Consider the following 13,079-nt stretch of genomic DNA (forward strand, 5'->3'; position numbering starts at 1 on the left):
ACGGCGGGTTCACGACCGGTTCACAGCAGGGGTACCGCGGCGGGCGGGCGCTGTTCGAAGACGTCCGTCCACGGCTCGTAGCCGAGGTGAGCGAACGCGGGAGGGCCCCCGGACGGTTCCGGTGGGCCCTCTCGTGTCGTTCGGTGTCGCCGTGGTGTGGCGCGGTGCCGGTCAGTGCGGAGCGGCCACCGTGCGCGCGGCGGCCGGCGCCTTCGCCGGCTTCGGGTTGAGGACGCGCTCGGCCAACTCGCCGAACAGCAGGCCGAATCCGCCCCACAGCACTGCCTGGATGGCGAGCGCCGAGAGCCGGAACCGCCACAGCAGGGTGGCCGGGAAGTCCTTCGGCACCTCGTTGACGACGGGGAGGAACTGGTAGGCCAGCCCGATGACGACCGCGAACGCGGCCACCGCGAGCACGGTCGCCCACCAGGTGCCCAGCCGCGGCTGGAGCCGCTTGCCGAGGATGGCGGCGGCGACCGCGAGGAGCACGCTGAGCAGCATCATCAGGAAGTACAGCGTGGTCCGCTTGCCGATGGTGTCCGGGTCGCCCACCGACGGCGGGTTGGCCGGGTACTTCAGGAACGGCACCACGTACACGGCGGCCAGGGCGCAGCCGGACAGCAGCAGCGCCGTCCCCCGCGCCGAGAAACGGCCGACGCGGCCGAGGGCGAAGCAGTAGGCCAGGGCAGCGATGCCGCCGAAGGCGACCCCGTAGACGAGGACACCGGTGGCCAGGCCTGCGGTGGACTGCAGGGAGCGGGAGACGACCTCCATCTCGTGCTCGTGCGCGTGGGCGTCCTCGAAGCTGATCGCCTTGTCGACGTTCGGCTCACCGAGCAGGTAGGCGACGACGAGGGCGAGCAGGCCGGCGGCCAGGCCGGCGAGCATGCCCCGCACCAGGAGGTTCCGGACCGTTGCGGAGTTCATGGGGGGTACGGCGTCCCTCGCGTCAGTGGCAGGGGAAGCCGAGCAGGTGGCGGGCGTCGTGCACCCACTCGTGGACGTCCGTGCCGCTGAACACGGAGGTGGCGCCCTGCTCGGCGCCGACGAAGTAGAGCAGGATCAGCATCAGGATGCCGAAGAAGACCGCCCAGGGAGCTATCGCGGACAGCGGCAGCTTGGCGGGAACGGCGGGGGTGTTGGCTGTCGGCGGAGCGACGGTCTGCGCCATGGCAGGACCTCCTCTGGGAGTTCGCGTCCCAACTCGGTGGTGCACAGGACGACGGCCACGGGTCTGACTCACGAGCAGCCCGGGGGCTCTCGCATACAGTGGCGCGACCGTTCCGGATTCCCACCGGCTTCCGTCTCGCCGTCGTCGATATCGGACAGACCGTACCGCGTGTCAGGGGCACGGCCAAGACCGCGTCACCAGGCGTGATCTTCGTCTCGCGCCTGGTGGGCGGCCGGTGGGGCGGATCGGGCGGGTGGGGCGAGGCCGAGTTCGCGTTCGCCGAGCGGGGCGAAGAAGCGGTCGACGTCGGCGTCGGCGACCTCGGCGAGGGTGGCCGGGGACCAGTGCGGGGTGCGGTCCTTGTCGACGACCTGGGCCCGGATGCCCTCCACCAGGTCGTGGGTCGCCAGGGTTGCGCAGGAGACGCGGTACTCCTGGTCCAGGACCCGCTCCAGCGAGCCGAGTCGCCGGGCCCGGCGCAGCGCCGCCAGCGTGACCTTCAGGGCGGTGGGCGACCTGGTGAGCAGGGTGTCCGCCGTCTCCTTCGCCGCCGGGTCGCCGTGCGCGAACAGCCGCTGGACGATCTCCTCGACGGTGTCGGCCACGTAGCAGGCGTCGATCCACGCCCGGTGCCCGGCCAACTCCCCGTCGGGCGCCTGTCGTACCTGCCGGGCGAGCGCCTCGGGTACGGGCAGGCCGGCGAGGTCGGCGACGAACGCGGGGATCGAGCCGGACGGCATGCAGTGGTCGGCGAGGCCGCAGAGCACGGCGTCGGCGGCCCCGATCCGGCCGCCGGTCAGAGCGAGATGGGTGCCGAGTTCGCCGGGCGCACGGCCGAGCAGATACGTGCCGCCGACGTCGGGCACGAAGCCGATCCCGGTCTCCGGCATGGCGATCCGTGACCGCTCGGTGGCGATCCGGACGCTGCCGTGCGCCGAGACACCGACCCCGCCGCCCATCACGATGCCGTCCATGACCGCGACGTACGGCTTCGGGTACCGGGCGATGCGGGCGTTGAGCCGGTACTCGTCCCGCCAGAACGCGGCCGCGGCCGACCCGTCGCCGTCCCGGGCGTCGTCGTGGACGGCACGGATGTCCCCGCCCGCGCACAGGCCGCGCTCCCCCGCGCCGCTGATGACGACGGTCTCGACGGCGGGGTCGTGCTCCCACTCCGTGAGCGCCTCGTCGATGCGGCGCACCATGGCGTGGGTCAGCGCGTTGATGGCCTTCGGCCGGTTCAGCGTGAGGTGCGCGGCCCGTCCGTCGACGTGCAGCAGGACGTGTTCCTCGGCGCCGGTCATCCGGACACCTCCGCCGGGCCGCGGGCCACGATGAGGCGCATGATCTCGTCGGTTCCTTCCGGGACGGGTGGACGCGTGGGTCACGGACGATCTTCTCGTGTCCGTCGCGTCCCCAGCACGCCGACCCGTCGAAGGGCGTGCCGCTCGGTGGTCAGGGGCGGCGGCCGGCGGCGACGAAGGGGGCGCCGAAGAAGCGGAGTCGGCCGGTGTCGGCCTCGGCCTTCCAGAAGGCGGTGACGGGGCCTTCGGTGACTGGCGGTGCCCGTGTCCTCTTCAGGCCGGTCCGGCCCGGTACCGAACGGGCGGCTCCGCTGGAGGTCCGGTGAACCGGCAGGGAACTCTTGGTCATGGGTTTCCCTGGACGGCCGTTCGAGTACAAAGGGCTGCCTAACATGAGGCGATCACGAACGGTACGAACCCCCGGGAGCTCGGGATGGTGTTGTCCGGCCTCAGCTGGAGGTCGTTGCGTCCCTGGGCGGTCGTCGGTGTCGCCGTCGTGTGCCTGGTGGCCGGAGTTCTGGCGCTCACGCACGACTCACGCCCCGCGCACGCCGACCCGGCCGCGCTGCCGCACACCACCGTGGAGGTGTCCGCCAGCCGCTGCGGCCGGGGGTGGAGCGCGCCGGTCTCCGGTGTCCAGGTCTTCGACCTGCACAATCCGACCGACGGGGCCGCCGAGGTGCTGCTGGAGGACCCGAAGAGCCGGGCCGTGTACGGCGAGGTGGAGGACATCGGGCCCGGAACGACCCGCGAGCTCACCGTCCGGCTCGGCAAGGGCGCGTACGCGTTCAAGTGCGTGCCCGACGACGCCGACGCCGTCACCGGGCCGACCGTCCGGATCGCCAGGGGCAGCAGCGGGCCGGCCGCGGCCCCGGTCACCGAGCACGATCTGATCCCGCCGGCCCTCGCCTACCAGAAGTGGGTCGGCAGCGGCCTGTCCGACGTCGTACGGCTGACGGCCGCCCTGCGGGACGCGATCGACCGCGGTGATCTCGCCGCCGCCCGCACCGCCTGGCTGCCGGCGCACCTGGAGTACGAGCGGCTGGGCGCCGCGTACGACGCCTTCGGCGACGCCGACGGCGCGATCAACGGCACGGACGCGGGACTGCCCGGCGGGGTGCACGACAAGGACTTCACCGGCTTCCACCGGATCGAGTACGGACTGTGGCACGGCGAGTCCGCCGCCGGCCTGCGCGGCCCGGCCGCCGGCCTGGTGAAGGCGGTCACCGCGCTGCGCGACGACTGGGCACAGACCCGGATGGACCCCGCCCAGCTGGGGCTGCGGGCGCACGAGATCCTGGAGAACACGGTGCAGTTCGAGCTGACCGGCCGTACCGACTACGGCAGCGGCAGCAACCTCGCCACCGCCCGCGCCAACCTGGACGGCACGGTGGAGGTCATGTCCCGGCTGCACCCGCTGCTGGCCACCCGGTACGCGGATCTGGCCGGTCTGGAGAGCGAGCTGAAGCAGGCGGGCACGGTGCTCGACGGCTTCGATCGCGGCGGCACCTGGACAGCGCTGGGGAAGCTCGGCCACCGGCAGCGGGAGGACGTCGACGCGGTCCTCGGCGACCTGGTGGAGCGGCTGGCGCCGGTGGCGACCCTGTGCGACCCGCGGAGGACGGTATGAGCGCGAACCAGACGGGCGGCAAGGGCGGAGTGGGCCGCCGCGGGTTCCTGCGCGGCGCGGCCCTCGCGGGGGCCGGGCTGGCCGCGGGCGGCGCGGCCGCCCCCAGCAGCACGGACACCACCGCCCCCGGCACGATCGCTCCCTTCCACGGCGCCCGCCAGCAGTCCGCGATCGCCCCGCCCCGCCGGACGACCGTGTTCACCTCCTTCGACGTCACCGCCGGGAGCCGCGCCGAGCTGACCGAACTGCTGCACACGCTCACCGACCGCGCCCGCTTCCTGGCCTCGGGCGGCACCCCGGACCCGGTGGGTGTCACCGCGCCGCCCGCCGACTCGGGAGTCCTCGGTGAGCGACTGCCGTCCGGTGCGCTGGCGGTGACCGTCGGCGTCGGCGGCTCGCTCTTCGACGACCGGTTCGGGCTCGGGAAACTGAGACCGCGTCGGCTGACGGCGATGCCGGCGTTCCCGGACGACGACCTCCGGCCCGAGTGGTGCCACGGCGACCTCAGTTTGCAGTTGCACGCGGACGACACCGACACCGTGCTGCACGCACTGCGCGACATCGCCCGGCACACCCGGGGCGGCATGCAGGTCCGCTGGCGGCTGGACGGCTTCACCAGCCCGCCCCGCCCGTCCGGCACCCCGCGCAACCTGCTGGGCTTCAAGGACGGCACCGCCAACCCGGAGACCGGCAGCGCCCGGGAGATGAACCAGCTGGTGTGGGTAGGCAAGGACTCCGGGGAACCGGAGTGGGCGGTGGGCGGCAGCTACCAGGTGGTCCGGCTGATCCGCATGCTGGTGGAGTTCTGGGACCGGGTCTCGCTCAGCGAGCAGGAGCGGATGTTCGGCCGTTCCCGTGAGTCCGGGGCACCCCTGGACGGCGACGCCGAGCACGACACGCCTGATTACGCCGACGACCCCAAGGGGGACGTCATCCCGCTGGACTCGCACATCCGGCTGGCCAACCCGCGCACCCCGGCCACCGCCGACCAGCGGCTCCTGCGCCGTGCCTACAACTACGACCGGGGCATGGACAGCAACGGCAACCTCGACATGGGCCTGCTGTTCTGCTGCTACCAGCAGGACCTGGCCCGGCAGTTCGAGACCGTGCAGAAGCGGCTGGTCGGGGAGCCGCTGGCCGACTACATCTCGCCGTTCGGCGGCGGCTACTTCTTCGCCCTGCCCGGGGTGCGGGACCGCGACGACTGGTACGGCCGCGCTCTGCTCGCCTGAGCTTGTTCGAACAACTCCGCGGCAATTCCGTAGCCCAAACGGTCAATACACCGTCAAGGTTTGCCCCAGCATCCCTGACCCGGTGTTCATTCACCCGCCATCATGGCTCCGCCGGAGCGCCGGGAAGCGGGCGAAGCATCCCTGGTTGTACGACGCAGTGACGTTCATGCCCGGAGGGGAACCAGCATGGCCAGCACAGGAAGACGAACGGCGATGAGGAGCCTCGGCGCTCTCGCGGGGGCCGCCGCGCTCACGGTCCTCGGAGGCACCGCGCCCAGCTGGGCCGCCGTACCCGCCGGGCACAGCGGCGGCTCGTCGACCGCGACCCCGATCAAGCACGTGGTCGTGCTGTTCGACGAGAACATCTCCTTCGACCACTACTTCGCGACCTACCCGAAGGCCGCGAACACCGACGGCACGAAGTTCACGGCGTCCAAGAAGACCCCGAAGGACATCGACACCGTCGCGCACGCCGGGCTGCTGACGAAGAACCCGAACCAGTACGCGCCCAAGCGGCTCTCCTCGTCGCAGGCGATGACCTGCGACCAGAACCACTCCTACGGGCCCGAGCAGCTGGCCTACGACGGCGGCAAGGCCGACCAGTTCGTGCAGAACACCGAGGTCGACAAGTGCTCCGGCGGCCTGTTCGGCGAGCCGGGCCTGGTCATGGACTACTACGACGGCAACACCGTCACCGGTCTGTGGAACTACGCCCAGCAGTACGCCCTCAACGACCGCTCCTACAGCTCGGTCTACGGCCCGTCCACGCCCGGCGCGCTCAACCTGGTCTCGGGTCAGACGCACGGCGCGATCTCGGTGGACTCGGTCACCGGCAAGCAGACGTCGACGCCGGACTCGTACGCCATCGCCTCCCCGAACGCGAAGGGCGTCGGCACGGTCGTCAACGACCCCGACCCGGCCTACGACGACTGCTCCGACAAGGACCACACCAGCACCAGCGCGCTGGCGTCGCTGCAGGGCAAGAACATCGGTGACCTGCTCAACTCCAAGAAGGTGACCTGGGGCTGGTTCCAGGGCGGCTTCCGTCCGTCCACGGCCTACAACGGCACCTCCGGCTCCTACGCCAAGTGCGACACCACGCACACCAACGTCGGCGGCGCCTCGGTGGTCGACTACAGCCCGCACCACAACCCGTTCTCGTACTACAAGTCGACGTCCAACCCGCACCACGTGGCGCCGAAGAACGTGAACGAGATCGGTCACAACGGCCGGGCGAACCACAACTACGACCTGACCGACTTCACCGCGGTCGCCAAGGCGGGCAAGCTCCCGGCCGTCAGCTTCCTCAAGGCCGGTGAGTACCAGGACGGCCACGCCGGCTACTCCGACCCGATCGACGAGCAGCACTTCCTCGTCAACGAGATCAACACCATCCAGAGCTCGCCGCAGTGGAAGTCCACCGCGATCGTCGTCGCCTACGACGACTCCGACGGCTGGTACGACCACGCGTACGCCAAGCCCCGCAACGGCTCCGAGGACACCACGGTCGGCTCCAACGGCAAGGCCCTCGACAGTGCCGCCTGCCAGTCCGGTCCGGCCGCGTCCGGCGGCTACGCCGACCGCTGCGGCCCCGGCACCCGGCAGCCGCTGCTGGTCATCTCGCCGTACAGCAAGGTGAACAAGGTCGACCACACCCGGACCGACCAGTCCTCGATCACCCGCTTCATCGAGGACAACTGGCACACCGGCCGCGTCGGGGACCACTCCTTCGACGCCACCGCGGGCTCGCTGGCCAACATGTTCGACTTCCGGCACCCGAACGGCAAGCAGGTGCTGCTGAACTCGGACGGCTCCGTCAAACGCATCGGCCCGATCCGCCACGTCGCCGCGGTGACCACCCGCATCACCCCGGGCCCGGCGATGGTGAACACGGCCGCGACGACCGACTCCGGCCGGTTCCCGGCCCTTCCGGTCAGCCTCGGTGCGGGCGCCCTGGTGGCCGCCGGCGCCACGGGCACGTACCTGACGCTCCGCCGCAGGCAGCGCACCGCCGGCTGACGCCCCCCGCTCCGGCCCGCTCGGCACGGTCCTCCTCCCCGGACCGTGCCGAGCGGCGTTTTCGCGCCCGTGTCCGCACCCGTGTCCCCGACCGGGAACTGGTCGGAAATATTCACCCTTTCGGGCGGAACGGGGCATTCCTGGAACGTCGGCCCTGCCTCGGGAGTCCTGTGGGGTGAAAGGAACGAACCACAGAACACACGGGGGTGTTCGATCTTGACCGACATCATCGACAGGATCACCGAGAGCGGCGCGGGGGAAGCGGCGCCGACGCCCGAGGAACTGGCGCCCTATGTGGCGCCGTTGCCGGTTCCGCCCGACCTGGGTCCGGCTGCACCCGCAGCTCCCGCCGACCCTGATGTGGGGGTACGACGGGCAGGTGCCGGGTCCGACCATCGAGGTCCGCCGCGGACAGCGCGTCCGCATCGCCTGGACCAACCGGATCCCCGAGGGCAGCGACTATCCGGTCACTTCCGTGCAGGTGCCGCTGCGCACGGACGGCCGTCCGCAGCCGAACACCGAGCCCGGCCGCGAGGGCGTCGAACCCGACAAGGACGTCGCCGCCCTGCCCGAACGACCACCAGGCGGTGCAGTGGTGGTACCACGACCACGCCATGAACATCACCCGGTGGAACGTGCACACCGGCCTGTACGGCACCTACCTGGTCCGTGAGGACGAGGAGGACGCCCTCGGGCTGCCGTGCGGGGAGCGGGAGATCCCGCTGCTGCTCGCCGACCGGAACCTGGACACCGACGAGGACGGCCGGCTGCTGCACAAGACGGTGATCGTCCAGCAGCAGAACCCGGAGACGGGCAAGCCGGTCACCACCCCGTTCACCGGCCCGTACACCACGGTCGACGGCCGCATCTGGCCGTACGCCGAGGTGGCCGACGGCTGGTACCGCTTCCGGCTCGTCAACGCCTCCGACGCGCGCATCTACGAGCTCGTCCTCGTCGACGAGGACGGCAACCCGGTCCCGGGCGTGCTGCACCAGATCGGCAGCGACGGCGGGCTGCTGCCCCGCCCGGTCCCGGTCGACTTCGACGCCGCGCTGCCGACGCGGCTCGCGCCGGTGCCCGAGGGGCGGAGCGCCGGCGCGGAGCCGCGGGGAACCGGTCATGACGGTGCCGGCCCCCGGCGTGGCGCCGTACGCGCCGCGTCCCGGGACCGTCGGGCGGCTGTGGGAGCCGGCGAGCGACGTCCTGCGGTGAGGTCCGTCGGGTCCGCCTCCGGGTACCAGGGGGCGGCGACGGTCCGTGCGGTTGTCGTCCGTCGTGCGGCACGGGATGCTGAGGGGGCACGGAGGGAAGCGGTGCCCATGGATCGTTTTCCGAACGCGGCCGACGTCGATTTCCACAGTCCTCTGGACCTCACCAAGGCCGCGGCCGCGGTGCTGGACGCCGACGGCCGCATCTCGGGCTGGGGCCCCTCGGCCCAGCGCCTCCTCGGACACCCGGCCGAGGACGTGCTCGGCCGGCCGGCGGCCCTGCTGCTGGCGACGGCTCCCGGCCGGCGGCCCTCCTCGCTCTGCACGGCGCACCGGCCCCGCAGCACGGTCCTGGACCTGTCCTGCCGGGACGGGCGCACCCTGCGCGCGGCTGTGGCCTTCAGCCCCCTGGTGTCCCAGGGGGTGGCCGCGACCGTCGTGGTCGCGGCGGAGCTGGAGGCGCTGCGCTGCTGGGAGGCGCAGCTGGCCATGTTGCAGGGGCTGGCCACCGAGTCCTCCGTGGGGCTGACGATCTTCGACACCGACATGCGGGTCGTCTGGGGGAACGTGTCCACCGATCTGGAGCTCGCGGGGGTCGCCCAGTACGTGGGCCGTCCGGCCGCGGCCCTCTTTCCGGAGGGCGAGTTCATCTCCCGCCACCACCCTCCGGACGAGGACCAGATCATGGAGCACGTGCTCACGACGGGTGAACCGATCATGGGCATGCACTATCGGGGCCGGGCCCCCGCCGACCCGGGGCGCGAGCACGTCTGGTCCTGCTCGTACCACCGGCTGGTGGACGCCCGGGGCGAGCCGCTGGGGCTGTTCGAGGAGTCCCTCGACATCACCGACCGCTACCGCGCCCAGGAACGGCTGTCGCTGCTCGTCCGGGCGGGCAAGCGCATCGGCGCCTCGCTGGACGTGCGCCGTACGGCCGCGGAGCTCGCCGACGTGGCGGTGCCGCAGCTGGCCGACGAGGTGCTGGTGGACCTCCCGCCGGCGGTCATCGAGGGCCGGCAGCCGCCGACCGGGTCGGCGCCGGGGCACAGCCTGCTGCGGATGCACGGCCGGACCCCGGAGGAGTTCCGGACCAGTCCCGTCTCCTATCCGCCGTCGTCGCCGCAGGCACTGAGCCTGGCCACCAACCGCCCCGTCGTCGACGCCGCTCCGCCCGGGTCACCGGACGGTGCACCGGCCGACCGGCGCTCCAGCCTGTTCGTCCCGCTGCTCGCCCGGGACGCGGTCCTCGGCCTCGCCACGTTCCTGCGCAGCAGCAACCCCGACCCCTTCGGGCCCGAGGAGCAGACCCTTGCGGTGGAGCTGACCGAGCGGGCCGCCGTCGGCATCGACAACGCCCGCCGCTACACCAGCCAGCACGCCGCGGCCCTGGTGCTCCAGCGGAGCCTGCTGCCGCAGCATCTGCCCGAGCAGAGCGCGGTCGACGTGGCGTACCGCTACCTGCCCGCCGACAGCCGGGTGGGCGTGGGCGGCGACTGGTTCGACCTGATCCCGCTCTCCGGTGCCCGGGTGGGGCTGACCGTCGGCGACGTGGTCGGCCACGGTGTGCACGCGGCCGCGACCATGGGCAGGCTGCGCGCCACCGTACGGACCCTGGCCCTGCTGGACCTCGATCCGGCGGAGCTGCTGACCCGCCTCGACGGCCTGGTCGCGCAGGACTCCGAACCCCACGCGGACGACGGGCTGGGCGACGAGGCGCTCGGGGTGACCTGCCTGTACGCGATCTACGACCCGGTGAGCGGCCGCTGTGTCTGGGCGAGCGCGGGTCATCCCCCGCCGATCGTGGCCGACGCGAACGGCTCGGTGGCGCTGTCCGCGCTCGCGCCGGGGCCGCCCCTGGGGCTGGGCAGCCTGCCCTACGAGAACGTGGAGCTGAGCCTGTCCAACGGCAGTGTGGTGGCGTTCTTCACCGACGGGGTGGTGGAGGACCGGCGCACCGACATCGACAGCGGCATCGACCGTCTCGCCCATGTGCTCACCTGGCAGCGGTGCCCGCTGGAGGAGCTGTGCGACCGGGCGCTGTCGACGCTGCCGCCCGGGCCGCAGGCGGACGACGCCACGCTGCTGCTGGTCCGCACCCGGCGGCTGGGCGCGGGCCAGGTGGCGGACCTGGAGCTGCCGCCCGACCCGGCGATGGTGGCGCAGGCGCGCACCGACACCGAGCGCCAGCTGGAGACCTGGGGCCTGTCCGACCTGGCGTTCACCGCGGAGCTGGTGGTGAGCGAGCTGGTCACCAACAGCATCCGGTACGCCACCGGGCCCGTGATGCTGAGGCTGATCAGGGACCGCAGCCTGCTGTGCGAGGTCTCCGACAACGCCCACACGGCACCGCACCTGCGGCGGGCCCGCCGGGACGACGAGGGCGGCCGCGGCCTGTTCCTCGTCGCCCAGGTGTCGCAGCGCTGGGGCACGCGCTACACCGCTTCCGGGAAGACCATCTGGGCCGAACTGGCCATCCCCTGACCTGAGCAGCGCGGAACGGCCGGTGTCTGCGGCCGTCCCGCGCGCCTCGCCGGCCCCGCGGGCCGGAGGGGTCAGCCGTCGATGCGGTGGGTGGTCCAGAACGACGTCAGGTCCGTGCTGGTGGCCGCCTGGGCCGCCGCCTTGAACTCGGCGGTGGTCGAGACGCCGTACCAGTGCGAACTGGCGTAGCTCTTCAGGAGGTTGGTCATCGCGGTGTCGCCGATCAGGCGGCGCAGGTCGTGCAGGGCGCACTTGCCGTAGCCGTAGACGACGGTGGAGTAGCGGGACGAGTGGGCGTCCCAGTACGCCATCGAGTTGGTGATCTTCTCCGCCGACGAGGCCCAGGACACGCTGTTCCAGCAGTTGGTGCCGGACAGTCCCTGCGCGAGGTCCGTGGCGTAGTCGGTGAACGCTTCGTCCAGCCAGGGGCTGTTGTACTCGTCGTCGCCGACGATGCCGTACCACCACTGGTGGCCGATCTCGTGGGTGAGCGCGGTGGTGCTGACCAGGTCGAGGACGAAGCCCGGGTACTCCATGCCGCCGAACCAGAAGTTGTTGTCGATGACCGCGTCCAGCTCGCCGTACGGGTAGGCCCCGAAGCGGCCGGCGTGGGCGTCGACGGCCGACTTGGCGGTGGTGAGCATCGACTGGGCGCTGGAGGAGCTGATGCCCGACACGGAGTAGATGTTGACCGGGACTCCGCCGGGTGAGGTGCCGGAGATCTTGCTGAACGGCCCGGCCGCCCAGGCGAAGTCACGGACCTTGGAGGCGGTCGCGGTGGTGACGGTACGGCCGCTGGTGCCGGGGGTGTCCACGGAGGTCCCGGTCGCCGGGACCAGGAGGCTGGTGGGGTGGTCCAGGGTCACCTTGAAGTCGGCGGCGAGGGAGTAGAAGGACTCGCCGTTGTTGGTGTACGGGTCGAGGTGCCAGCCGGAGCCGTCCCGGACCGCGAGGACGGGCAGGGCGTTGCCGATCATGCTGAAGGCGCCGTCGTAGCCGAAGCGGTCGGCGCCGCTGGGGACGGTGATGCCCAGGTCGAAGCCGATCGTGGTGCTCTGGCCCTGCGCCAGCGGTGTCGGCAGGGCGACCTCCAGCGCCGTGCAGGCGACCGAGAGCGCGCCCGCGGTGCCGCCGGTGACGTTGCTGACGGTGATCGGCGGGGCCGAGCAGGTGCCGTGGTAGTTGTCCCACAGCCTGAGGTAGACCTCGCTGAGAGCGGTCGAGGAGGCGTTGGTGAAGGTCACGCTCTCGTGCCCGGTCCAGCCGGTGCCGGTGGAGTTGCTGGTCAGGCTCACGGTGTACGACGGCGACGCCGGGGTGCGGGTGGTGTCGCCGGGGGTGGTGGCGGCCGAGGTGTCGAGGGCGACGTCGTCCAGGACGAAGCTGGTCTGGAGGCTGGAGTCCTCGGCACCGGTGAAGGCGACGGTCACGGTCTGCCCCGCGAACGCGGACACGTCGAAGGACTTCTTCACGTACCCGGTGTTCTTGTCCAGGTTCGAGTAAGTCGCCAGCGTGGTGCTGCCGATCTTCGCCGTGAGTTTGTCGTACGCCGTGGACGAGGTCGTCTCGGCGGTGTCGACGTGCAGCCAGAAGGTGAGCGTCGCGGCGCACCCGGAGGGGATGCTGACGCTCTGCGAGAGCGTGTCGGTGTGGGTGGAGCCGGTGCCGTCCAGCCAGGCGAAACTGGAGCCGCCGTGGGCGGACTGGCCGGAGCGGTTGGTGATCACACCGGTCGAGGACTGGGTCCAGGGTGACGTGCCGCTCTCGAAGCCGCCGTTGGTGACGACCTGGGCGGGGGTGCAGGCCGCCTGGTCGGCGGCCGACGCCGTACTGCCGGGGAGCAGGGCCGCGGCGAGCGCCGCGATGGCCAACGCGCTGGTGGCGAGGGCCTTGTGGGGGGTCGATCTCACACGAAACTCCTTTGCGGAGGCCGGGATCCCGGCCTGCTCGGTGGCCGCCGGTCCGGCTGGGGTGCGCCGGTGGCGGCCTCACGCATGACGAAGTGGTGCGAGTCGGAAGCCTGACAGATTTGACCAG

The 13,079-nt window shown here is 71.9% G+C and carries 9 protein-coding genes, 1 pseudogene and 1 riboswitch; of the genes and pseudogenes, 5 read left to right on the forward strand and 5 right to left on the reverse strand.

Annotation, left to right across the window (positions count from 1 at the left end; all coding sequences use genetic code 11):
- Nucleotides 1-171 precede the first annotated feature (171 nt).
- From ACFY6U_RS08225 to ACFY6U_RS08240, 4 genes are all read right to left on the reverse strand, one after another.
- Nucleotides 172-927: a CbtA family protein gene (locus tag ACFY6U_RS08225; protein WP_390035864.1), complete on the reverse strand. Its 756-nt coding sequence runs from the start codon at nt 925-927 to the stop codon at nt 172-174.
- Nucleotides 928-949: 22 nt separating this feature from the next.
- Nucleotides 950-1,171 (reverse strand): CbtB-domain containing protein, encoded by a 222-nt coding sequence (locus tag ACFY6U_RS08230; protein WP_293990680.1) that lies wholly within the window; start codon nt 1,169-1,171, stop codon nt 950-952.
- A 36-nt stretch (nt 1,172-1,207) separates the two neighbouring features.
- Nucleotides 1,208-1,349, reverse strand: a riboswitch (cobalamin riboswitch).
- Between the two features lie 16 nt (nt 1,350-1,365).
- Nucleotides 1,366-2,472, reverse strand: a complete 1,107-nt coding sequence (locus ACFY6U_RS08235) for an enoyl-CoA hydratase/isomerase family protein (RefSeq protein ID WP_390035866.1) — start codon at nt 2,470-2,472, stop codon at nt 1,366-1,368.
- Between the two features lie 151 nt (nt 2,473-2,623).
- Entirely contained in the window at nt 2,624-2,821 is a 198-nt protein-coding gene (locus ACFY6U_RS08240) for a hypothetical protein (protein ID WP_390035868.1), read from the reverse strand.
- Between the two features lie 84 nt (nt 2,822-2,905).
- Between ACFY6U_RS08240 and ACFY6U_RS08245 the strand changes: the two genes are divergently transcribed.
- The 5 genes and pseudogenes from ACFY6U_RS08245 to ACFY6U_RS08265 all read left to right on the forward strand — a co-directional run bounded on the left by ACFY6U_RS08245 (nt 2,906) and on the right by ACFY6U_RS08265 (nt 11,042).
- A complete protein-coding gene (locus ACFY6U_RS08245; RefSeq protein ID WP_390035870.1) occupies nt 2,906-4,102 on the forward strand; it encodes an EfeM/EfeO family lipoprotein in 1,197 nt (398 codons plus the stop codon).
- Complete coding sequence (gene efeB, locus ACFY6U_RS08250) at nt 4,099-5,334, forward strand: iron uptake transporter deferrochelatase/peroxidase subunit (protein WP_390035872.1); 1,236 nt, start codon at nt 4,099-4,101, stop codon at nt 5,332-5,334. Before ACFY6U_RS08245 ends, efeB begins: the two co-directional genes overlap by 4 nt.
- A 213-nt stretch (nt 5,335-5,547) precedes the next feature.
- Complete coding sequence (locus tag ACFY6U_RS08255) at nt 5,548-7,353, forward strand: phospholipase C (RefSeq protein ID WP_390035874.1); 1,806 nt, start codon at nt 5,548-5,550, stop codon at nt 7,351-7,353.
- A 216-nt stretch (nt 7,354-7,569) separates the two neighbouring features.
- A pseudogene (locus tag ACFY6U_RS08260) lies at nt 7,570-8,435 on the forward strand (multicopper oxidase family protein); the annotation flags it as partial.
- Between the two features lie 237 nt (nt 8,436-8,672).
- Complete coding sequence (locus tag ACFY6U_RS08265; protein WP_390036548.1) at nt 8,673-11,042, forward strand: SpoIIE family protein phosphatase; 2,370 nt, start codon at nt 8,673-8,675, stop codon at nt 11,040-11,042.
- Nucleotides 11,043-11,113: 71 nt separating this feature from the next.
- On the opposite strand, the gene ACFY6U_RS08270 is transcribed toward ACFY6U_RS08265, so the two are convergent.
- Nucleotides 11,114-12,952, reverse strand: coding sequence for a M1 family aminopeptidase (locus ACFY6U_RS08270; protein ID WP_390035876.1), 1,839 nt, complete (start codon nt 12,950-12,952; stop codon nt 11,114-11,116).
- Between the last annotated feature and the right edge of the window lie 127 nt (nt 12,953-13,079).

Origin of the sequence: Streptomyces sp. NPDC013157, assembly GCF_042899865.1 — a bacterium.
In the GTDB taxonomy this organism is placed as follows: domain Bacteria; phylum Actinomycetota; class Actinomycetes; order Streptomycetales; family Streptomycetaceae; genus Streptomyces.